Annotated in this window: 18 protein-coding genes and 1 other RNA gene; 17 read left to right on the forward strand and 2 right to left on the reverse strand. The window is 70.0% G+C overall.

Going from position 1 to position 21,845, the window contains the following annotated elements:
• Positions 1-354 precede the first annotated feature (354 nt).
• From ABZX79_RS29895 to ABZX79_RS29910, 4 genes are all read left to right on the forward strand, one after another.
• Positions 355-1,974: a serine/threonine-protein kinase gene (locus tag ABZX79_RS29895; RefSeq protein ID WP_355264475.1), complete on the forward strand. Its 1,620-nt coding sequence runs from the start codon at positions 355-357 to the stop codon at positions 1,972-1,974.
• A 137-nt stretch (positions 1,975-2,111) separates the two neighbouring features.
• A complete protein-coding gene (locus tag ABZX79_RS29900) occupies positions 2,112-3,368 on the forward strand; it encodes a serine/threonine-protein kinase (RefSeq protein ID WP_355264478.1) in 1,257 nt (418 codons plus the stop codon).
• Positions 3,369-3,439: 71 nt separating this feature from the next.
• Complete coding sequence (prfB, locus tag ABZX79_RS29905) at positions 3,440-4,546, forward strand: peptide chain release factor 2 (RefSeq protein WP_355264480.1); 1,107 nt, start codon at positions 3,440-3,442, stop codon at positions 4,544-4,546.
• 267 nt (positions 4,547-4,813) lie between these two features.
• Positions 4,814-5,683, forward strand: a complete 870-nt coding sequence (locus tag ABZX79_RS29910; protein WP_355264483.1) for a hypothetical protein — start codon at positions 4,814-4,816, stop codon at positions 5,681-5,683.
• A gap of 140 nt (positions 5,684-5,823) precedes the next feature.
• Here the strand turns inward: ABZX79_RS29910 and ABZX79_RS29915 are convergent, their stop codons facing one another.
• Complete coding sequence (locus ABZX79_RS29915; protein WP_355264485.1) at positions 5,824-6,018, reverse strand: hypothetical protein; 195 nt, start codon at positions 6,016-6,018, stop codon at positions 5,824-5,826.
• 256 nt (positions 6,019-6,274) lie between these two features.
• Here ABZX79_RS29915 and ftsE point away from each other — a divergent pair, with 256 nt between their 5' ends.
• The 6 genes from ftsE to ABZX79_RS29945 all read left to right on the forward strand — a co-directional run bounded on the left by ftsE (position 6,275) and on the right by ABZX79_RS29945 (position 10,583).
• Positions 6,275-6,964, forward strand: coding sequence for a cell division ATP-binding protein FtsE (gene ftsE / locus ABZX79_RS29920; RefSeq protein WP_028815006.1), 690 nt, complete (start codon positions 6,275-6,277; stop codon positions 6,962-6,964).
• A gap of 9 nt (positions 6,965-6,973) precedes the next feature.
• Complete coding sequence (gene ftsX / locus ABZX79_RS29925; RefSeq protein WP_355264489.1) at positions 6,974-7,891, forward strand: permease-like cell division protein FtsX; 918 nt, start codon at positions 6,974-6,976, stop codon at positions 7,889-7,891.
• Positions 7,892-7,959: 68 nt separating this feature from the next.
• On the forward strand, positions 7,960-9,126 hold the full coding sequence (locus tag ABZX79_RS29930) for a S41 family peptidase (RefSeq protein WP_355264492.1): 1,167 nt from the start codon (positions 7,960-7,962) through the stop codon (positions 9,124-9,126).
• Positions 9,127-9,144: 18 nt separating this feature from the next.
• On the forward strand, positions 9,145-9,630 hold the full coding sequence (gene smpB / locus ABZX79_RS29935) for an SsrA-binding protein SmpB (protein ID WP_214969401.1): 486 nt from the start codon (positions 9,145-9,147) through the stop codon (positions 9,628-9,630).
• Positions 9,631-9,737: 107 nt separating this feature from the next.
• Positions 9,738-10,108, forward strand: a transfer-messenger RNA (tmRNA) gene (gene ssrA / locus ABZX79_RS29940).
• Positions 10,109-10,229: 121 nt separating this feature from the next.
• Entirely contained in the window at positions 10,230-10,583 is a 354-nt protein-coding gene (locus ABZX79_RS29945) for a hypothetical protein (RefSeq protein ID WP_355264495.1), read from the forward strand.
• A gap of 187 nt (positions 10,584-10,770) precedes the next feature.
• Here ABZX79_RS29945 and ABZX79_RS29950 read toward each other — a convergent pair whose 3' ends face one another.
• Positions 10,771-12,093 (reverse strand): MFS transporter, encoded by a 1,323-nt coding sequence (locus ABZX79_RS29950; protein WP_355264498.1) that lies wholly within the window; start codon positions 12,091-12,093, stop codon positions 10,771-10,773.
• An 83-nt stretch (positions 12,094-12,176) separates the two neighbouring features.
• On the opposite strand from ABZX79_RS29950, the gene ABZX79_RS29955 reads away from it, so the two are divergent.
• From ABZX79_RS29955 to ABZX79_RS29985, 7 genes are all read left to right on the forward strand, one after another.
• Complete coding sequence (locus tag ABZX79_RS29955) at positions 12,177-13,142, forward strand: LysR family transcriptional regulator (protein WP_355264501.1); 966 nt, start codon at positions 12,177-12,179, stop codon at positions 13,140-13,142.
• 157 nt (positions 13,143-13,299) lie between these two features.
• The gene (locus tag ABZX79_RS29960) at positions 13,300-14,166 is read left to right on the forward strand and encodes a hypothetical protein (protein ID WP_355264504.1); all 867 of its coding nucleotides are present in this window, start codon (positions 13,300-13,302) and stop codon (positions 14,164-14,166) included.
• A 110-nt stretch (positions 14,167-14,276) separates the two neighbouring features.
• Positions 14,277-16,400 (forward strand): glycosyltransferase, encoded by a 2,124-nt coding sequence (locus ABZX79_RS29965; RefSeq protein ID WP_355264632.1) that lies wholly within the window; start codon positions 14,277-14,279, stop codon positions 16,398-16,400.
• 323 nt (positions 16,401-16,723) lie between these two features.
• Entirely contained in the window at positions 16,724-17,920 is a 1,197-nt protein-coding gene (locus tag ABZX79_RS29970; protein ID WP_355264634.1) for an acyltransferase, read from the forward strand.
• Positions 17,921-18,026: 106 nt separating this feature from the next.
• Positions 18,027-19,358 carry a nitrate/nitrite transporter gene (locus ABZX79_RS29975; RefSeq protein ID WP_355264507.1) on the forward strand — a complete coding sequence of 444 codons (1,332 nt, stop codon included), beginning with the start codon at positions 18,027-18,029 and terminating at the stop codon, positions 19,356-19,358.
• A gap of 113 nt (positions 19,359-19,471) precedes the next feature.
• Positions 19,472-20,641, forward strand: coding sequence for a uroporphyrinogen-III synthase (locus ABZX79_RS29980; protein WP_355264637.1), 1,170 nt, complete (start codon positions 19,472-19,474; stop codon positions 20,639-20,641).
• A gap of 638 nt (positions 20,642-21,279) precedes the next feature.
• A complete protein-coding gene (locus tag ABZX79_RS29985) occupies positions 21,280-21,792 on the forward strand; it encodes a GNAT family protein (RefSeq protein WP_355264640.1) in 513 nt (170 codons plus the stop codon).
• Positions 21,793-21,845: the final 53 nt, after the last annotated feature.

Raw genomic sequence — 21,845 nt, forward strand, 5'->3', positions numbered from 1 at the left:
CGGCACGGACGCGTCGTCCGGTACAGGTCGGCACGTGACGAGGGGCTCCCGACCCCACAGTCCGTGCTGCAGGCATCCTCGCACCTGCCACTGACAACACGCCCGGCGGCCACCGCCAAGTGATCTTGAATGGTCGGCTGTGGGCGTAAAAGTGCAGGCTTGGGTTCACCAGTGACATGTGCGGTACGCATGTTCGGCAACCATGTGTGTGGTGCGGGCGTCTTCCCCCGGTACCCGGTCCGTCCGCGCCCCGGTGCGAGGCGCCGGGCGGCATTACAGTGGATCGGAACTACGGGCCCGAGCGCCCTGGACGACGTAAGACCATGAGGACACGAGCAGCAGGGAGCGCATCACGTGCGGCCGGTCGGCAGTAAATACCTGCTCGAGGAGCCGCTCGGACGCGGCGCCACGGGCACCGTCTGGCGAGCCCGCCAGCGTGAGACCGCGGGCGCCGAGGCGGCCGTGGCCGGTCAGCCCGGCGAGACCGTCGCGATCAAGGTCCTCAAGGAGGAGCTCGCCAACGACGCCGATGTCGTGATGCGGTTCTTGCGCGAGCGGTCAGTTCTTTTGCGCCTTACGCATCCCAACATCGTGCGGACCCGCGACCTGGTCGTTGAGGGGGATCTGCTCGCTCTGGTGATGGATCTCATCGACGGGCCCGACCTGCATCGGTATCTGCGGGAGAACGGTCCCTTCTCGCCGGTTGCCGCTTCGCTGCTCACCGCGCAGATCGCTGACGCTCTCGCCGCCAGTCACGCCGACGGCGTCGTCCATCGCGACCTCAAGCCCGCGAACGTCCTGCTCGACGAGCGCGACGGTCAGATGCATCCGATGCTCACCGACTTCGGCATCGCGCGACTGGCGGACTCGCCGGGTCTGACCAGGACGCACGAGTTTGTCGGTACGCCGGCGTATGTCGCCCCGGAGTCGGCCGAGGGGCGTCCGCAGACGTCCGCCGTCGATATCTATGGCGCGGGGATTTTGCTGTACGAGCTGGTGACGGGGAGGCCGCCCTTTGCGGGTGGGAGCGCGCTGGAGGTGCTTCACCGGCACCTGAGCGAGGAGCCCCGTCGGCCCACCACCGTTCCCGAGCCGCTGTGGACGGTCATAGAGCGCTGCCTGCGCAAGGAACCGGACGAGCGGCCCAGCGCCGAGAACCTCGCCCGCGCGCTGCGCACCGTCGCGGCCGGCGTCGGCGTGCATTCGTCGTCCGCCCAGGTCGAGGCGGCCATGGGCGTCGGCGCGCTGCTGGCGCCCGACCCCGCCCCCGCGCCGGTCCCCGGTACGCCCGGAGCCGCCGACCCGACGCAGGTCCTGCCGAGCAACGCCGGATCGTACGACCCGAGTGCCGCGACCAGCGTCCTGCCCTCGACCGGCGCACCCCAGTACGGCGGCGGAGGACAGCACGCCGACCCGACCGCCGTCATGCCGCCCGTGCCGCCGCGCCCCGACGGCGCACCCGGTCCCGAGGACCCGCACCCCTGGCAGAACCAGCTGCGGGCGGCCCGCGACCGGAACGAGCAGACGCAGGTCCAGTACCTCGACCCGAGCGAGGACCCGCTGCGCCGCCGGCCCCAGCGCCAGCCGCAGCAGCGTCCGCAGCAGCAGCGTCCGCAGCAGCCTCAGCGGTACGCCCCGCCGCCCCCGCCGCAGTACCAGCAGCCCCAGGCGCCGCCCCCGCAGCAGCGGTACGCGCCGCCGCAGCAGCCCGCCCAGCCGGCCCCGCGCCCGCCGCGCGAGCCCCGCGAGCCGCGCCGCCGCAGCGCCAACCCGATGCGGATTCCCGGCCTCGGCTGCCTTAAGGGCTGTCTGTTCACGATCGTTCTGTTGTTCGTGGCGTCCTGGCTGATCTGGGAGTTCTCCGGGCTTCAGGAGTGGATCGGCACCACGAAGGGCTTCTTCGCCCAGATCGGTGACGTGATCGACAGCATTTCGAAGTTCGTGAAGGATCTCGGCAGCTCTACGGGCGCTTGAGACGCCCAGTTCGTTGATTTGTCGACTTCTGGGGGTGGATTTCGCCCCCAGAAGTCGAGGTTGGCGCCATACGGGGCACCGGACGCCCTGCCAGCCGCGTAGCCTCAGGGCGACCGTCAGCCGCTGAGGGAGCAGTCTTGGCACGGAAAATCGGCAGCCGGTACACGGCCCACCAGATCCTTGGGCGGGGCAGTGCCGGCACGGTGTGGCTCGGTGAGGGGCCCGAGGGGCCTGTCGCCATCAAGCTCCTGCGCGAGGACCTCGCGTCCGACCAGGAGCTCGTCGGACGCTTCGTCCAGGAGCGCACCGCGCTGCTCGGACTCGACCACCCCCGCGTCGTCGGCGTCCGTGATCTCGTTGTGGACGGCACCGACCTCGCGCTCGTGATGGACCTTGTGCGGGGTACGGATCTGCGTACGCGGCTCGATCGCGAGCGACGGCTCGCCCCTGAGGCAGCCGTCGCGATCGCCGCTGATGTCGCCGACGGGCTCGCCGTGGCGCACGCTGCCGGTGTCGTACACCGGGACGTGAAGCCCGAGAACATCCTCCTGGACATGGAGGGGCCGCTCGGGCCCGGCGGCGCGCACCCCGCGCTGCTGACCGACTTCGGCGTCGCCAAGCTCATCGACACCCCGCGCCGCACCCGCGCCACGAAGATCATCGGTACGCCCGACTACCTCGCCCCCGAGATCGTCGAAGGCTTGCCGCCCCGCGCGGCCGTCGACATCTACGCCCTGGCGACCGTGTTGTACGAGCTGCTCGCGGGCTTCACGCCCTTCGGCGGCGGCCACCCGGGCGCTGTGTTGCGCCGCCATGTGACCGAGACCGTCGTACCGCTGCCGGGCATCCCGGAGGAGCTGTGGCAGCTGCTGGTGCAGTGCCTGGCGAAGGCTCCGGCGTCGCGGCTGCGCGCTTCTGAGCTCTCCGCCCGGCTGCGTGACCAGCTGCCGCTTCTTGCCGGGATGCCGCCGCTGGACGTGGACGAGCCTGGCTCGGACGACGAGGAGGCGGCCGAGTATCCGGCGTATCAGGCGTACGAGGAGTCGCAGCCCGTTGCCACCGACGAGCCGCGCCGCCGGGGGGCCGTTCCCCTGGTGCGGGGATCCGCCCCGGACTCCAACCGCGACACCCACACGAGCATGCGCGTCCCGGCCCCCGACGAGCTGGCCGGCGGCGCCCGCGGCACGGCGCGCGCCCCCCGGGCCGCCGGACAGCGCCGCCCCGGTTCGGCGCGCAACAAGTCGGACGCCGTGCGCAGGCGGCGCCTCGTGCTCGGCGGGGCCGCCGTCCTGGTCGCCGCCGCGATAGGCGTGGGCGGCTGGCTGGCGGCGACGGCGGAGGGGTCGGACCAGCCCCCGCAGGACACCGAGCAGTCGGCTCCGTCGCAGCCGTAGGGCGGCGGGAGTGATAAGGCGCTCCCCCGGGCGAGGGGAACGTACGGCCGCCATGCCGTTACGCTGGACCCGTGGCAGTCGTCGATGTATCCGAAGAGCTCAAGTCCCTCTCCTCGACCATGGGGTCGATCGAGGCCGTCCTGGACCTCGACAGGATGAGGGCCGATATCGCCGTGCTCGAGGAGCAGGCCGCGGCCCCGTCCCTGTGGGACGACCCGGACGCCGCTCAGAAGATCACGAGCAAGCTGTCCCATCTCCAGGCCGAGCTCCGCAAGACCGAGGCGCTCCGCAGCCGGATCGACGATCTTTCGGTGCTCTTCGAGCTCGCCGAGATGGAGGACGACGCCGACACGCTGGTGGAGGCGGAGACCGAGCTCATCTCCGTGCGCAAGGCGCTGGACGAGATGGAAGTACGTACGCTCCTGTCCGGCAAGTACGACGAGCGCGAGGCCCTGGTCAACATCCGCGCCGAGGCCGGTGGCGTCGACGCCTCCGACTTCGCCGAGCGGCTGATGCGCATGTATCTGCGCTGGGCCGAGCGCCACGGGTACTCCACCGAGGTCTACGAGACGTCGTACGCGGAAGAGGCCGGCATCAAGTCCGCCACCTTCGTCGTCAAGGCGCCGTACGCCTACGGAACGCTCTCCGTGGAGCAGGGCACGCACCGTCTGGTCCGGATCTCTCCCTTCGACAACCAGGGCCGCCGTCAGACGTCCTTCGCGGGCGTCGAGGTGCTGCCGGTCGTCGAGAAGACCGACCACATCGAGATCGACGAGTCCGAGCTGCGGGTCGACGTCTACCGCGCGTCGGGTCCCGGTGGTCAGGGCGTCAACACGACTGACTCGGCCGTCCGTCTGACGCACGTTCCGACCGGCATTGTCGTCTCCTGCCAGAACGAGCGCTCCCAGATCCAGAACAAGGCGAGCGCCATGAACGTCCTCCAGGCGAAGCTCCTCGAGCGCCGCCGCCAGGAGGAGCAGGCGCTGATGGACTCGCTCAAGGGCGACGGCGGCAACTCCTGGGGCAACCAGATGCGTTCGTACGTCCTGCACCCCTACCAGATGGTCAAGGACCTGCGTACGGAGTTCGAGGTCGGCAACCCGCAGGCGGTCCTCGACGGCGAGATCGACGGCTTCCTGGAAGCCGGAATCCGCTGGCGCAAGCAGCAGGAGAGGTAAAGCTCGCTTTGTCGACACAGTAACTGCCGCCTCCGAGGCGGCAGTTGCGTTTTGTGTCACAGTCGCATCCCGTACGGCGGGCAAGTGCCTGCAATACGGACATGGCGCGCGGAATGACCTTGACGCTCCCTTTAAAAGTGGCAAAGCTGACGCGCGGCATGCGTATCTCTGGGGCGTGTGTGACCGGGGGGAATTCACAAACCCCCAGTGTCCGTAGCCCCTTGCGCTGCTCCACTGACGAATTCAGCTACTGGGGGTAGCAGCCATATGACCAAGAAGACGCGGATCCGCGTTGCGCGTATAGCAGCCGGTGCGGTGATCGCCGCAGGTGCTTCGCTGACCGCCGCGGGCGCCGCTTCGGCCGTCGGCATCGGTGTCGACGTGGCCGGCCTCAGCGCCGACGCCAGCGTCGACCAGGAGGGCGTCGACATCTCCCTCGCCGCCGACCCGGCCGACCCTGCCGACCCGGCTGACCCCGCGGACCCGGCCGACCCGGCCGATCCCGCGGACCCGGCCGACCCTGCGGACCCGACGGACCCGCTGGACCCGATTGACCCGCCGACGGACCCGACCGACCCGGTCGACCCGCCCACCGACCCGACCGACCCGGTTGACCCGCCGACGGACCCGACCGACCCGGTCGACCCGCCGACGGACCCGACCGACCCGGTCGACCCGCCCACCGACCCGACTGACCCGGTCGACCCGCCGACGGACCCGACCGACCCGGTCGACCCGCCGACCGACCCGACCGACCCGGTCGACCCGCCCACCGACCCGGGCAACACCACCAACGGCACCGGCGGCAACGGCGGTAACGGCAACGGTGGTGGCAACGGCGGCAACGACACTGGTGGTGGCAACGGTGGCAACGACACCGGTGGCTCCTCGACCGGTGGCGGCGGCGACGACGCCGGTACCTGCACCCTCGACCTCGACGGTGCCGAGTGCGAGGACAACACCGACACCGACAGCGCCGGCTCCCAGCCGGTAGCGCAGGGCAAGGCCAAGGAGGAGCTCGCCGAGACGGGCGCCGCCGGGACCACGTTCCTGCTGGTCGGTGCCGCGACGATGATCGCCGGTGGCATCGGCTTCCGCATGCTGCCGCGTCTGGCCGGCGGCCGCACGATCGCCTGAACCACCTAGGCGCACAAGAGGGGCCGGGAGCGCTGAGCGCTCCCGGCCCCTCTCTTTGGTCCCCGCCGGCCCTCAGAGGGGCCGTGGAAGCGATATGAGCGGCAAAAGCCGCCGTACCGAGCGGTAGGGGCGCCGGGTTCTTACGCGGCCCGGTGCGCCAGCAGGGCCACCGCGGCCACCAGCAGCACCAGGAGCGCCAGCAGCGCCGCAGGACTCAGCCCGCCCAGGGGGCCGCCCTCCTGCTGCATCCTGGCCAGGTGCGCCCGGCAGATCCGGCAGCGGCCCTCGCTCACAGGGGCCGCGCAGTTCGCGCACACCAGTCGGTCATAGGTCATGCGCTTTCCTCCTCCCGCGCGGCGGAGCCGCTTTGCGGTTCTCTCGCCCAACGCTCAGGGGAACGTGACTGTTCCCTTTCCCACTGTGCCAGCTCCCACGCGTTCCGGCGCGCCCCGCCGGGTTACGGCCGTTCCGTTCCGCTCAGAAGTGGTCGGCGATCCGTGATAAAACGCCCATCCCAGGACGCCGACTGCGCGCCCCTGCCCGCGTCGCGTATGGTCACGCACACCTACTCCCGGCGACCGTGGTGCACCCGTGATCCGATTCGACAACGTCTCCAAGACCTACCCGAAGCAGAGCCGCCCCGCCCTCAGGGATGTTTCCCTGGAGGTCGAGAAGGGCGAATTCGTCTTCCTCGTGGGCTCTTCCGGCTCCGGTAAGTCAACCTTCCTGCGGCTGCTGCTGCGTGAGGAGCGCGCCAGCCACGGCATGGTGCACGTCCTCGGCAAGGACCTCGCGCGCCTGTCCAACTGGAAGGTGCCGCAGATGCGGCGCCAGCTCGGCACCGTCTTCCAGGACTTCCGTCTTCTTCCCAACAAGACCGTTGGGGAAAACGTCGCGTTCGCGCAGGAAGTCATCGGCAAGTCGCGCGGAGAGATCCGCAAGTCCGTGCCCCAGGTCCTCGATCTCGTCGGCCTCGGCGGCAAAGAGGACCGGATGCCCGGCGAGCTCTCCGGTGGTGAGCAGCAGCGCGTGGCGATCGCGAGGGCGTTCGTCAACCGCCCGATGCTGCTGATCGCGGACGAGCCGACCGGCAACCTCGACCCGCAGACCTCCGTCGGCATCATGAAGCTGCTGGACCGCATCAACCGCACCGGCACCACTGTGGTGATGGCGACCCACGACCAGCAGATCGTCGACCAGATGCGCAAGCGCGTCATCGAACTCGAGGGTGGCCGCCTCGTGCGCGACCAGTCTCGCGGCGTCTACGGCTACCAGCACTGAAAGGACGCCATGCGCGCCCAGTTCGTCCTGTCGGAGATCGGCGTCGGTCTCCGCCGGAACCTCACCATGACCTTCGCAGTGGTCATCTCCGTCGCCCTCTCCCTCGCCCTTTTCGGCGGGGCGCTGCTCATGCGCGAGCAGGTGAGCACGATGAAGGGCTACTGGTACGACAAGGTCAACGTCTCCATCTTCTTCTGCAACAAGAACGACGCGGAGACCATCCCCAAGTGCGCCAAGGGGGCGGTCACCGCCGAGCAGAAGAAGCAGGTCTACGCCGACCTCGACAAGATGGACATCGTCAAGAGCATCGACTACGAGTCGGCCGACGAGGCGTTCAAGCACTACAAGGAGCAGTTCGGGGACTCCTCGATGGCCGACACCATCACCCCGGACCAGATGCAGGAGTCGTACCGCGTCAAGCTCGACGACCCGGAGAAGTACAAGGTGGTCGCCACCGCCTTCGCGGGCCGCGACGGCGTGCAGTCCGTCCAGGACCAACGCGGCATCCTCGACAACCTCTTCAACCTCATGAACGGCATGAACGTCGTCGCGCTCTACGTGATGGCCCTGATGCTTGTCATCGCGCTGATGCTGATCGTCAACACCGTGCGCGTTTCCGCCTTCAGCCGTCGGCGTGAGACGGGCATCATGCGGCTCGTCGGCGCGTCGAGCTTCTACATCCAGATGCCGTTCATCATGGAGGCCGCGGTCGCGGGGCTGATCGGCGGCGTGTTCGCCTGCGTGATGCTGCTCGCCGGGCGGTACTTCCTGATCGATCACGGCCTGGCGCTGTCCGAGAAGCTGACCCTCGTCAACTTCATCGGCTGGGACGCGGTGCTGGCCAAGCTGCCGCTGGTCCTCGCGATCGCCCTGCTGATGCCCGCGATGGCGGGCTTCGTAGCACTGCGCAAGTACCTCAAGGTGTGACATGAGCCCCTGGCGCCGTACGGTCAACCGACCGTACGGCGCTCTTTGTTTGTCCTAGACTCGGCGCCATGCCGGGCCCGGAAGTAACCCTTCATCCCCGCGGTGTTCGCCGCGGGGCGGTCCTGACATTGGTTTTCGCGACCGTACTCGTCACCGCCGCCGCCACCGATTCCTGGCAGAGCGACGCCGAGAAGTCCCCTTCGCTCTCTGCCCGTTCCGTCGCGGCCGCCACCGACCGCCAGGCGGTCGCCGAGGCCGCCGCCGAGGCGATGGCCGACGGCAAGTCCGGCAAGGAGGCGGCCGAAGAGGTCGTCAGCCGCAGCGGGGACCGGTGGGGCGCGGTCTACGACCCGGCGGAGTACGAGGAGTTCGAGCAGGCACTCGGCGGCGAGTACACCGGCGTCGGCCTCTGGGCCGAGCGCGCCCAGGACGGCCGCATCGAGGTGTCCAGGGTGCAGCGCGGCGGCCCCGCCGAGCGGGCGGGCGTGAGGGCGGGAGACCGGCTCCGTACGATCGACGGGCGCCCGGTGGAGAACCGGCCCGTCACCGAGGTCGTCCAGCTCCTGCGCGGCGACGGCGTGGCGGAGGCCGGCAGCTCGGTCGTACTCGGCCTGGAGCGCGGCGCCCGGCAGTGGAGCGAGAGGCTGCGGCGGGCGCGGTTGGCCACCGAGGCCGTCACCGTCGAGCAGCTCGCGGACGGTGCCACGCTGATCAAGGTGGCGTCCTTCACCAAGGGCTCGGGCGAGCAGGTACGGGACGCGGTCCGCGCGGTGCCCGAGGATCACGGCGTACTGCTGGATCTGCGCGGCAACGGCGGCGGGCTCGTCACCGAGGCCGTCACCGCCGCGTCCGCCTTCCTTGACGGCGGCCTGGTCGCGACGTACGACATGGAGGGCGAGCAGCGCGCGCTGTACGCCGAGCCGGGCGGGGACACCGACCGGCCCGTCGTGGCGCTCGTCGACGGCGGCACCATGAGCGCGGCGGAGCTCGTCACGGGTGCGCTCAAGGACCGTGGCCGGGCGGTCACTGTGGGTTCGCGTACGTTCGGGAAGGGCTCCGTCCAGATGCCGAGCCGGCTGCCGGACGGCTCCGTGGCCGAGCTCACCGTCGGCCATTACCGGACCCCGGCGGGGCACAGCGTCGACGGCAGGGGCATCAGCCCGGACCTCGCGGTGAGCGAACGGGCCGAAGAGCGGGCCCGGACAGTATTGAGTGGCCTCGGGGGAGGGTCGTAGTGCGAAAATGAACGCACTATGGCTAAGGAAAAAGGGCGCAAGATGATCGCGCAGAACAAGAAGGCGCGACACGACTACCTCATCATCGACACCTACGAGGCCGGCATGGTCCTGACCGGCACCGAGGTGAAGTCCCTGCGCCAGGGACGCGCCTCGCTGGTGGACGGCTTCGTGCAGCTCGACGGGGGCGAGGCGTGGCTGCACAACGTGCACGTACCGGAGTACACACAGGGGACGTGGACCAACCACTCCGCGCGCCGCAAGCGCAAGCTGCTGCTGAACCGGGTGGAGATCGACAAGCTCGCGAGCAAGTCCCAGGAGACGGGTCACACGATCGTGCCGCTCGCGATGTACTTCAAGGACGGCCGGGCCAAGATCGAGATCGCGCTGGCCAAGGGTAAGAAGGAGTACGACAAGCGGCAGACGCTGCGCGAGAAGCAGGACCTGCGGGAGACGAACCGGGCGATCTCGGCGGTGAAGCGCCGGGAGCGCGGGCGGGTCTGATGGCTGAGCGCCGGCCGTGAGGAATAGGCTGGCACGGTCGTGCGTTGTTCACGTACGATGGCGCTTGTGCTCCTCGGGGCACACGTACCACCTTGATAAAAAAACATGGGGATGATCGGTTTCGACAGCGGATGTCGAGGCAGGGGAAGCGAGTCGAGGAAGCGGCAATGATCTCGTTAACCATATGTCGCAACCAATAATCGCCGATTCCAAGCGCGATTCCTTCGCCCTCGCTGCCTAAGTAGCGACTGCGTGAAGTGTCAGCCCGGGGGTGTTCCCGACCCGGATCCTGGCATCATCAAGGGAACTAAACCACTCGGTCCGGTCACGGGATCGGGTGGGAAATCAAACAGTGACTGAGCCCGTCGGAGACTTGTCCGTGTGATCTCCGGGGCCGAGAAAATCGCAGCGGACTGCACTCGGAGAAGCCCTGTTTCTGCACCGTTGGACGCGGGTTCGATTCCCGCCATCTCCACAATTCCCATGTGAGGCCGAGGCCCCGCTGTCCTAGGACGGTGGGGCCTTCGTCGTTCCCAGGCGTACCTTCGGCGGCTACGAGTACCGTGCATAACTGAGGCCGCATCCGGAGGAGCGTAACGATGAGCACCGTGCCAGACCCGAACGCCGAGCTGTTTCCCCGGCCGGAGCGGACCCCTCAGGCGCTGCGTCTGGCGCTCGCTCGCATTGCTCCGCACCGCCTTGCGGAGATGGAGCGGCAGAAGGACGAGGCGTTCGCGCTGGCCGCCGGGCATGACAGCCTGACGCCGATCCACCAGTGGCTCGTCATCTGGGCGGGCGAGGTGGAGATCGAGCGCCGCCCTGACCTCACGTGGCGAAGGCGGAATGCCGAGCATGCCTGCCAGACCCTGGACCGGGATGATCCGGCATGGAAAGTGGCCGTCGAGGAGCTGCGGGCTGTGGTGAACGAGGCCCGGCAGGCGGCCGACGCGTGACCTGGGCCTGGGAGTACGAGCCGACGGAGGAGTACGTGGTCGGTGACGCTCCGCCCGCATTCGTTGCGGAAGTGGAGCAGAAGGCCGGGGAGATTCTGCGAGCGGCCGAGGCCCTCTACGTTCACGGTGTCGCCTGGCAGGGGGACAACCGTGATCCCGCGCCACGAGCGCGTCTACATCCTGCAGATCACGTCTGGGTGAATGCCGGTTCGTGAACCCGGCGTACGGCCCTGGCACCGGCCGACGCCACCAGCGTGGCGAGTGCGGCTGCGGTGACTGGCACGACGTATCCGCACTGCGCGCCCGCATACTCCACCAGCCAGCCGCCCGTTGCCGAGCCTGCGGCGATTCCGCCCAGGATGGCTGTGACAGCCAGGGTCATGCCCTCGTTCAACTGGGCCGGTGGGACCACGCGTTGGAGCAGGGTCATGCCCGTGACCATCGTGGGCGCCGTCGCCGCGCCCGCGAGGAGCAGCGCTCCGGCGACCGCGACCAGCGAGCCCGTCGAGGCCGCCAGCAGGGGCAGGGACATCAGCAGCGTCATCGCCGCGACGCACGCGCGCAGGCGGGCGTGCGGGTTCGTTGCCGGGCGGGCGGAGCCGTACAGCAGGCCCGCCACGCACGATCCGCCCGCCTGGAGGGCGAGGACCGGGCCCGCCGCGGCGCCGTGGCCCAGGCCGTCGGCGAAGGCGAGGGTGACGACCTCCATGGAGCCGAAGACCGCGCCCGTGGCGAGGAAGACGGCGAGCAGGGCGGGCACGCCGGGGAGGCGGAGGGGGGAGTGGGCGGTCGTTGTGCGAGGGGCGACGGGCGGTTCCGTGGTGCGCTGGGCGGCGAAGATCAGGATGCCCGTCATCAGGAGGATCGCGCCGGTCAGCGTGCCGGCCTCGGGAAAGAGCGCCGAGCAGAGGAAGGCGGCGGCGACCGGGCCGAGCATGAAGCACAGCTCGTCGGCGGCCTGCTCGAAGGAGTTGGCGGTGTGCTGGGCCGCCGGATCGTCCCGGTGCAGGTGCGCCCAGCGGGCGCGGGACATGCCGCCCGTGTTGGGGGTGGTGGCGGTAGCGGCGTACGCGGCGAAGAGAGTCCAGTTCGGTGCGTCGTAATGGACGCAGAGCAGGAGGGCGAGGGACGCCAGTACCGCGATGGCAGCGGCCGGCACCGCGACGCGGGCCTGGCCGTACCGGTCGACGAGCCGGGCCGTCCACGGCGCCACCAGGGCGGTGACGGCGAGGCCGGTCGCGGTGACCGCGCCTGCCAGGGCGTACGAGCCGCGCGAACCGGCGATCATCATGACCGCGCTCACGCTGAACATGCCCATCGGGAGGCGGGCGAGGAGATTGCCCGCGGTGAAGGCGCGGGCTCCGGGAGTGGCGAAGAGGCGGCGGTAGGGGGAGAAGCGGCCGGGCCCGCGGCGGCGCGGTTCGTGTGCGTAGCGGGTGGGGCGGTCGGTGGCTATCAGGACGTCGCCGGACATGGCCAGCAGAGGAGAGGGGGGTTCTTGGAGGGGCATGGATCAAGCTTCACTGCGGGGGGCTCCGGCGGTCCAACACCTTCTGGGCGTCGATTCACGCACGTGCGTTGTAAGTTCACGGCGTGCCCCATGACATCGAACCCCGCCTGCTGCGCGCCTTCGAGGCGGTCGCCGCGGATCTTCACTTCACCCGCGCGGCCGCCAGGCTGTACGTCGCCCAGCAGGCGCTCAGCCGCGACATCCGGCGCCTTGAGCGGGAGTTGGGCTCCGAGCTGTTCGTACGGTCCACCCGCAGTGTGTCGCTGACGGCGGACGGCCGGCGACTCCTGCCGTACGCGCGACGCGTACTGGCGGCGTACGACGAGATGGGCGCGGCCTGGGCACTCGACGAGCGGCCGCTCGTCGTCGATGTCAGTGCGCACGTCGGTACCGCGTACCAGGTGCTGGAGGCGGCGCGGGCGGCCGCGCCCGACGTCGAGTTCGTCGCGCGCTTTCACAGCGGCCTCACCGGCGCGGCGGCCGAGATCGTCGCCGGCCGGCTCGACGTGTCCTCGGGCCGGGTCGCCGGGCTCGATCCCGCGGTGCTCGACCGGCTGGAGCACCGGCCGGTGCGTTTCGAGCGGATGGCCGTACTGCTCGCCGAGGACCATCCGCTGGCCGCGCTGGACGAGGTGCCGCTGGACGCGCTCGCGGGGGAGACCCTTTACGCGGGTGCGGGGAATCCGGCCACCGCCGAGTGGACCGATCTGGCGCTGCGGCTCTTCGCGGGGCGGGGCATCGAGGTGGCGGCGCCGTTCCCGGAGATCGAAGGTGCGGAGGAGTTCGTACGGGTGGTCCGTAAACGGCGCTGGTCGGTACTGGCGAGTACCGAATTCATCGCGGTGCCGGGCATGGAGCTGCGGCCGATCGTGGGCCCCGTACCACTGTCGCCCATCTCACTTGTGTGGCGAAAAGGTCTCCGTCATAAGGGGCTTGAGGTGCTAAAAGGGACGATTGGCGAGTTCGTGGAGCGGCATCAGTGGCTGGATTTGCCCGCAGACGGCTGGCTCCCGGAAGCCGATATGTCACTGATGCTCAACAACACCTGACTCGACAGCCTCGCTGTCAGCGGCGTGCGCTACATTCATCGCCTGGGTGCGGTGTGATAGGGGGCGCTCGGAGTGGGTGGGGGCCCGTTCCGACGGTAGGTAGCCAGGCAGTCGCGTGCGCACCCGATTCACTTCAGTGGGGGATGTGCGTACAACTGTGGACAATTGGCGAGACGATGCCCGATTTGGGTATCCCGAAGATCCGAATGACATCACGGTCCAGCTCGACACCGTGCGCCTCGGCGGCCATGACGGCTTCGACGGCCATGACGGCCTCGGCGGCTTGGACCGCCTCGACGGTCGGCTGTCGGAGATACCCGGACCCCCGGAGCCTCAGGAGGTCTCCGACGGGCCGGTCTTCGTCGACGAGAGCGGCCGCAGGAGCAAGAAGCTGCGCCGCATCGGCTGGGTTCTCGCCTTCGCCTGCGCCTGTTACGCCGTCACGCTGATCGTCGCCCTGGCCGGCGGCAACTCCACCGCGCCCTGGCTCCAGATACCGGGCCTCGCCGACGACAAGAAGAAGCCGGACACGGTCGGGATATCGCCCGCCCCGGAGGGTTCACTGCCGCCCGGAGAGACGCCCCCGCTGACACCGGGCGCGACGCCCGTGGTCCCGGCCGACGCCACCGTGCTGCCGTCCGCCGACGGGCAGCCCAGCACCCAGCCCCTCCCGCCCGAGCCGGGCAAGTCCGCCCCGAAGAGCTCCCCGCCCCCGAAGGGCAACCCCCTGCCGCCGGCCACCGGCGGCACCGGCCCCGGCACGAATCCGGACCCCGGCACCGACCCCGGTACGCAACCGGACCCCGCTACCGACCCCGGTACGGGCACCGACCCGGGCACGGAACCGGACCCCGGCCCCGACCCCGGCACGGAACCGGACCCCGGTGACACCGACCCGGGCACGGAACCGGACCCCGGCACCGACCCAGGCCCCACCGACCCGGGCGCAGAGCCCGCAGACCCGCAGACAGACCCCGCCTCAGGCGGCACCACCAGTCAGTTTGCCGCGAAAGGCACGCAGTAGAGATGGCATCCCACGGCAGGCGCGCCAACCGCGCCAACCGCGCCCAGCGCCCCACCGGGGCCCCGCGGCGCGGGGCCCGCGGCCGACGTACCGTGCGGCGGCGCATCCCCATGCGCTATCTGCTGCCCTCGCTCTTCCTGGTCGCACTGCTCGCGATGCTGATGCTGCGCGGCTACGTACACAGCGAGATCCTCGCCGACCACCGGGTGCGTCCTCCGGCGCCCATCGGCACGGTGCCCGAGCACATCCTCAAGGGTGGCCCTGTGATCGACGCGCGTAGCGCGCAGTCGCCCCAGGCGCTCAGCGTTCCCGACCGCAAGCTCGTGCTGACCTTCGATGACGGCCCCGACCCCGAGTGGACGCCGAAGGTCCTCGACAAACTCAAGCAGTACGACGCACACGGCGTCTTCTTCGTCACCGGCACGATGGCCTCCCGCCACCCCGACCTGGTCGAGCGCATGGTGGAGGAGGGCCACGAGATCGGGCTGCACACGTTCAACCACCCTGACCTCTCTTTCCAGACCAAGTCCCGGATCGACTGGGAGCTGTCCCAGAACCAGCTGGCGATCGCGGGCGCGGCCGGCATCCGGACCTCGCTCTTCCGTCCGCCGTACTCCTCGTTCTCCGACGCCCTCGACGACAAGTCCTGGCCGGTCACGCAGTACATAGGCAGCCGCGGCTACATCACTGCGTTCAACAACACCGACTCCGAGGACTGGAAGCGCCCCGGCGTCGACGCGATCATCAAGCGCGCCACCCCCAAGGGCACCGAGGGATCGATCGTGCTGATGCACGACTCCGGCGGCGACCGCTCGCAGACGGTGGCGGCCCTCGACCGTTTCCTGCCCTCGATGCAGGAGCGCGGCTACACGTTCACCAGCCTCACCGAGGCCCTGGGCGCGCCCAGCGCGCACACCCAGGTCACCGGCCCCGAGCTGTGGAAGGGCAAGGCCTGGGTCTGGGCCGTGGCCGTCTCGGAGAAGACCACCAGCGTTCTCGTCGTCGGCCTCGCCGTCATCGGTTTCCTGGTGATGCTGCGCTTCGTGATGATGCTGCTGCTGTCGTTCCTGCACGCGCGCAAGGTCCGCAAGCGCGACTTCAGTTGGGGCGCGCCGTACACGGAGCCCGTCTCGGTGCTCGTCCCGGCGTACAACGAACGCGAGTGCATCGCCAATACGGTCCGCTCGCTGATGTCCAGTGAGCACCCCATCGAGATCATCGTCATCGACGACGGTTCGACGGACGGCACCGCGGACATCGTCGAGGCGATGCGCCTGCCGAACGTACGCGTCGTACGCCAGGAGAACGCGGGCAAGCCCGCCGCGCTCAACAACGGTCTCGCGAACGCCCGTTTCGACATCGTCGTCATGATGGACGGCGACACGGTCTTCGAGCCCGCCACCGTCCGCGAGCTGGTCCAGCCCTTCGGCGACCCGCGCGTCGGCGCCGTCGCGGGCAACGCCAAGGTCGGCAACCGCGATTCGCTGATCGGCGCGTGGCAGCACATCGAGTACGTGATGGGCTTCAACCTCGACCGGCGCATGTACGACCTGCTGGGCTGCATGCCGACGATCCCCGGCGCGGTCGGCGCCTTCCGCGCCGACGCGCTGGAGCGCTTCGGCGGCATGAGCGAGGACACCCTCGCCGAGGACACCGACGTCACGATGGCGCTGCACCGCGACGGCTGGCGGGTCGTGTACGCCGAGAAGGCGCGTGCCTGGACCGAGGCCCCGGAGAGCGTGCAGCAGCTGTGGTCCCAGCGCTACCGCTGGAGCTACGGCACCATGCAGGCGATCTGGAAGCACCGCCGCGCGGTCATCGAGCGCGGCCCGTCGGGCCGCTTCGGCCGGGTCGGCCTGCCGCTGGTCTCCCTCTTCATGGTGCTGTTCCCGCTGCTGGCGCCCCTCATCGACGTATTCCTCCTGTACGGCCTTGTCTTCGGCCCCACCCAGGACACCGTCGTGGCCTGGCTCGGCGTCCTGGCCATCCAGGCGGTCTGCGCGGCGTACGCCTTCCGGCTCGACCGGGAGAAGATGACCCACCTGATCTCGCTGCCCCTCCAGCAGATCCTCTACCGGCAGCTGATGTACGTCGTGCTGCTCCAGTCCTGGATCACCGCGCTCACCGGTGGCCGGCTGCGCTGGCAGAAGCTGCGGCGGACCGGCGCGGTCGAGGCGCCCGGCTCCATACCCGGCCAGCGCCAGCGGAGCAACGAGAAGAGGCCCGTCGCATGACCTCCGGCACCACACCTGGCCCCGCTTACGGCAGCGAGCCCGCGTTCGGCAGCGAGCCGGCGTACGGAACCGAGTCCGCGCACGGCACTGAGCCGACCTACGGCAGGGAGCCCGCGTACGGTACGGAGTCGGCGTACGGCACGGAGTCGGCGTACGGCACGGAGTCGGCGTACGGCACGGAGCCGGCGTACGGCACGGAGCCCGCGTACGGAACCGAGCCTGCATACGGTACTGACTCCGTGTTCGGCACCATCCGTGCCCAAGGCAGCACGGCCACCACCCACGAGGGCGAGTTCGGAGCCGGCACCGGCGCCACCGCACAGATACCCCGCGCCAGGCACAAGGCGGCCGCCGCGCCGTCCGGAGGGCCCGCTCCCGCGGCGGCGCGCCCGGGCCGCGACCGCTACCTCGACGTGCTGCGGACCATCGCGCTCGTCCGCGTAGTCGTCTACCACATCTTCGGCTGGGCCTGGCTGACGATCCTCTTCCCGTCCATGGGCGTGATGTTCGCGCTGGCCGGATCGCTGATGGCCCGCTCGCTGAAGCGGCCGGCCGCCGGCGTGATCCGCGGCCGTGTCCGACGGCTGCTGCCGCCCATGTGGGCGTTCTCGCTCACCGTCGTACCGATCATGTTCTATTTCGGCTGGGAGCCGCTGAAGGAGGAAGGCATCTGGTGGTTCCTGAAACTCGCCAACTACATCTTCCCCGTCGGCGCCCCGCCGTTCCCCTGGCACAGCGGTGACCAGCCCGGCCTCCTGGAGGACACCTGGGCGGTCCAGGCCGCGGGTCCCCTCTGGTACATCCGCGCGTACCTCTGGTTCGTCATCGCGTCGCCCGTCCTCCTCTGGGCGTTCCGCAAGCTGCCGTGGGTGACCCTGCTCGGACCGCTCGGCGTCACCGCGGTCATCGGCTCCGGGCTGGTGACCATCCCCGGTGAAGCCGGCAACGCCATCACCGACTTCGCGGTCTACGGATCCTGCTGGGTGCTCGGGTTCGCCCACAACGACGGCCTGTTCGAGAAGGTTCCGCGTTACATCTCGGTGTCCGTGTCGACGCTGATCATGGCGTTCGGCCTGTGGTGGGCCTCCTGGCACCTGACGGCGGACGGCTGGGATCTCAACGACATCCCGCTCGCGCAGGCGGCCTGGTCGTTCGGCTTCTGCGTGATCCTCCTCCAGTACTCCCCGGCCTGGAAAGAACTTCCACCCAGGCTCAAGGGCTTCGACACGGTCATCACCCTCGCCAACAACCGGGCCGTGACGATCTACCTCTGGCACAACCTCCTGATCATGGCGACCATCCCGGTCATCGACCTGCTCTTCCAGATCCCGGGTGTCTGGCCGACGTACTCCGGCTACATCGAGAGCGCGTACACCACCCTCATGCTCATCGTCGTCTGGCCGCTGATCGGCCTGATGATCATGGCGGTCGGCTGGCTGGAAGACGTGGCGGCCCAACGCAAGCCGCGCCTGTGGCCCAATGGCGCGCCCCGCCGGCGAAACCGCTCACACACGCCATGACCGCAGGGTGAGAGCAAGGTTGCGCGCCGGTCACCTCACGGCACGGGCCTGAAATCCACTGTCCCTAGCGTCGCCTCTACGACCCGAATACTCGTGGAGGCGCGTCATGGCAGGCCGGTGGATCGAACAGTGGGACCCCGAGGACGACACCTTCTGGAGGGAATCAGGAGAGCGGATCGCCCGCCGCAACCTGCTCTTCTCGGTGTTTTCCGAGCACATCGGCTTCTCGATCTGGACCCTGTGGTCCGTGATGGTGCTCTTCATGGGCCCGGAGTACGGCATCGACCCGGCCGGCAAGTTCTTCCTGATCGCCACCGCCACGCTCGTCGGAGCCGTCGTCCGGGTCCCGTACACCTTCGCCGTCGCCCGCTTCGGTGGCCGGAACTGGACCATCTTCAGCGCGCTGATGCTGCTCCTGCCGACGGGCGCGGCGTACGCCGTCATGGAACCGGGCACGTCGTACACCACCTTCATGGTGGTAGCGGCGCTCACCGGCGTCGGAGGCGGCAACTTCGCCTCCTCCATGACGAACATCAACTCCTTCTTTCCTCTCCGCAAGAAGGGCTGGGCGCTCGGCCTGAACGCGGGCGGCGGCAACATCGGCGTACCGGTGGTGCAGCTCGTGGGCCTGCTCGTCATCGCGGTGGCGGGCGCGAACCACCCCCGCATCCTCCTGGCCGCGTACATCCCACTGATCATCATCGCGGCGGTGTGCGCCGCCGTGTGGATGGACAACCTGGCGCCCGTACGCAACGACACGGGGGCGGCGAAGGCGGCCGTGCGCGACCCGCACACCTGGATCATGGCCTTCCTCTACATCGGGACGTTCGGCTCCTTCATCGGATACAGCTTCGCCTTCGGTCTGGTCCTCCAGACCCAGTTCGGCCGTACGCCGCTCCAGGCAGCCTCGCTCACCTTCATCGGCCCGCTCCTCGGCTCGCTGATCCGCCCCCTCGGCGGCTCCCTGGCGGACCGCTTCGGCGGCGCGCGCATCACCTTGTGGAACTTCGCGGCGATGGCGGCGGCGACCTCGGTAGTGATCTACGCCTCCACCACGAAATCCCTCCCGATCTTCCTGACCGGCTTCACCGCGCTCTTCGTCCTGAGCGGCCTCGGCAATGGTTCGACGTACAAGATGATCCCCGCGATCTTCCAGACGAAGGCGCTCGCGAAGGGCATGGAGGGCGAGGCGGCCGCGGCGTACGGGCGGCGGCTGTCCGGGGCGTCCATGGGTCTGATCGGCGCGGTCGGCGCGGTCGGCGGACTCGCGATCAACCTCGCCTTCCGCCAGTCTTTCCTCACAGCGGGAACAGGCACGGCGGCCTTCAGCGCCTTCCTGGCCTTCTACGCCGCGTGCTTCACCGTCACGTGGGCGGTATACCTTCGGCGTCCGGTGGCCGTACCGGCGAAGCCGCAGCTCACGTATGCGGAGGTGTGAGGCGCGCGGCTCCGTAACGGCCGGGAAATATGAAGGAACCGAGTCTGTCACGTGGTGTTGACAGGCTCGGTCCTCCGCACCACCAGCACAGCGGTATGAGAGCCGGGTACGCGATGTCCGTGAACAACGCCACGCAAGAAGTACAGCCAGAGCCCCAGCACGGCCCGCTAGCGGGCTTCACCGTCGGTGTCACCGCCGCCCGGCGAGCCGACGAGCTGGGCACGCTGCTGACGCGGCGCGGCGCGGCGGTCATGCACGCGCCCGCGCTGCGGATCGTGCCGCTGGCCGACGACAGCGAGCTCCTGGCCACCACGAAGCAGCTGATCGACAACGCGCCCGACGTAGTGATCGCCACGACGGCGATCGGCTTCCGGGGCTGGGTGGAGGCGGCGGACGGCTGGGGCCTGGGCGAGGCGCTTCTGGCCCGGCTCGGGGGCGTCGAACTTCTGGCCCGCGGGCCCAAGGTGAAAGGCGCCATTCGTGCGGCCGGCCTCACCGAGGAGTGGTCGCCCACCTCGGAGTCCATGGCCGAGGTCCTCGACCGCCTCCTCGCCGAGGGGGTGGCGGACCGCCGTATCGCGATCCAGTTGCACGGGGAACCGCTGCCCGGCTTCGTGGAGGCGTTGCGGGCGGGCGGCGCGGAGGTGGTCGGCGTTCCCGTCTACCGCTGGATGCCGCCGGAGGACATCGCGCCGCTGGACCGACTCATCGACGCGACGGTGGGGCGCGGGGTGGACGCCCTGGCCTTCACCAGCGCCCCGGCCGCGGCGTCGCTGCTCTCCCGGGCCGAGGAGCGAGGGCAGCTGCCCGACTTCCTGGAGGCGCTCAACCACGACGTACTGGCGGCGTGTGTCGGCCCGGTCACCGCGCTCCCCCTCCAGGCGCTCGGCATCGACACGGTCCAGCCCGACCGCTTCCGCCTCGGCCCGCTGGTCCAGCTCGTCTGCCGCGAACTCCCGGGCCGCGCGCGTACCCTGCCGGTGGCCGGCCGCAGCATCGAGATCCGGGGCCACGCGGTCGTGGTCGACGGCGAGCTCCGCCCCGTGCCGCCCGCCGGCATGTCCCTGCTGCGGGCCCTGGTCCGCCGCCCCGGCTGGGTCGTCTCCCGGGCGGACCTCCTGCGGGCGCTGCCGGGCTCCGGCCGGGACGAGCACGCCGTGGAAACGGCGATGGCCCGCCTGCGCACGTCCCTCGGCGCGCCGAACCTGATCCAGACCGTGGTCAAGCGGGGCTACCGCTTGGCGCTGGACCCGTCGGCGGACACGAAGTACGCGGACGCGTAACCGCCGCCGCCGGCCGGTGCGCTGCCGCGTGGCAATGGCCGGCGGCGGCGCAGGGGGCACCTTTCTTCCCCCGCCCCGCCCCTTCCCGAACTGGGGCGCTGCCCCAGACCCCGGTCCTCAAGCGCCGGACGGGCTGAGGTGGCGGGGGTGGGCACCTGGGGCTCCGCCCCAGACCCCGGTCCTCAAACGCCGGACGGGCTGGAGTGGCGGGGGTGGGCACCTGGGGTGCGGCCCCAGATCTCGGTCCTCAGACGCCGGACGGGCTGGAAGTGCCGCTTGGCCAGGATGCGCTCCGCGTCGCTTCGCAGGTCACGGTGGCAGGAGGGGACGTGGCGGGGCGCTCCCCGCAGGGTGTCGAACGCAACCACCGCGAATGGAAACCCAGTACCCGAACGTTCGGCACCCGAGGAGACGCCCCGGCGCGGGACCGACCCCAGCGCCCCCGCAAGGTCACCGCCCAGAGGCAGTGCTCAGTGCACCGTCGGGCGGACGGAGTCCGGCGCAGCTGCGCGAAGCCGGGGAGGCCCCCTGGGGCCGAGCGGTGCGAGTGTGGCGTCCGAGGGGGGCCGCCCCGGCGCGGGACCGACCCCTCGTACCGTACGTGGGTGATTATTTACCCCCGTACGGTCGCCCGCGGGATCGTGTTGCGGCCCGTGACCCTTGACGATGCCCGCCCTCTTGGTGAAGCCCTGGCCCGCAGTCGGGCGTACCTGCGGCCCTTCGAGCCCGACCGGCCCGACGCCTTCTACACGGCCGAGGGCCAGGTCGACCGGCTGGCCGCACAGTTGGAGGAGATGGCGGCGGGGCGGGCCGTGCCCTGGGTCCTCGCCGAGGGCGGAGCCGTCATCGGCGCGTTCACGCTCTCCAACATCGTCCTCGGCCCCTTCCAGAGCGCCAACCTCGGCTACTGGATCGACGTAACCCGCACCGGCCGCGGCCTCGCCACCGCCGCCGTGGCGGAAGTCTGCCGCGCGGCCCGCGACGACCTCGGCCTGCACCGGGTCGCCGCCGGCACGCTGCTCAACAACGCCGCCTCGCAGCGCGTACTCGCCAAGAACGGCTTCGAAGAGATCGGAATCGCCCCGAACTACCTCCACATCAACGGCGAGTGGCGCGACCACAGGCTCTTTCAGCGCATCCTGCACCGGTAGGACCGGTAGGACCGGCAGGAGGGGTTCCGGCGGGGACCGTCGCCGGGCACTCT

Source organism: Streptomyces sp. NPDC002994 (assembly GCF_040611155.1).
Classification (GTDB): Bacteria; Actinomycetota; Actinomycetes; order Streptomycetales; family Streptomycetaceae; genus Streptomyces.

Bases quoted from the DNA above. Each gene is read 5' to 3' on its own strand.
- ABZX79_RS29965 (WP_355264632.1), top strand. From the start codon at position 14,277: ATGCGCTATCTGCTGCCCTCGCTCTTCCTGGTCGCACTGCTCGCGATG.
- ABZX79_RS29930 (WP_355264492.1), top strand. From the start codon at position 7,960: ATGCCGGGCCCGGAAGTAACCCTTCATCCCCGCGGTGTTCGCCGCGGG.
- ABZX79_RS29910 (WP_355264483.1), top strand. From the start codon at position 4,814: ATGACCAAGAAGACGCGGATCCGCGTTGCGCGTATAGCAGCCGGTGCG.
- ABZX79_RS29980 (WP_355264637.1), top strand. From the start codon at position 19,472: ATGTCCGTGAACAACGCCACGCAAGAAGTACAGCCAGAGCCCCAGCAC.
- ABZX79_RS29945 (WP_355264495.1), top strand. From the start codon at position 10,230: ATGAGCACCGTGCCAGACCCGAACGCCGAGCTGTTTCCCCGGCCGGAG.
- smpB (WP_214969401.1), top strand. From the start codon at position 9,145: ATGGCTAAGGAAAAAGGGCGCAAGATGATCGCGCAGAACAAGAAGGCG.
- ftsX (WP_355264489.1), top strand. From the start codon at position 6,974: ATGCGCGCCCAGTTCGTCCTGTCGGAGATCGGCGTCGGTCTCCGCCGG.
- ABZX79_RS29915 (WP_355264485.1), bottom strand. From the start codon at position 6,018: ATGACCTATGACCGACTGGTGTGCGCGAACTGCGCGGCCCCTGTGAGC.
- ABZX79_RS29975 (WP_355264507.1), top strand. From the start codon at position 18,027: ATGGCAGGCCGGTGGATCGAACAGTGGGACCCCGAGGACGACACCTTC.
- ABZX79_RS29950 (WP_355264498.1), bottom strand. From the start codon at position 12,093: ATGCCCCTCCAAGAACCCCCCTCTCCTCTGCTGGCCATGTCCGGCGAC.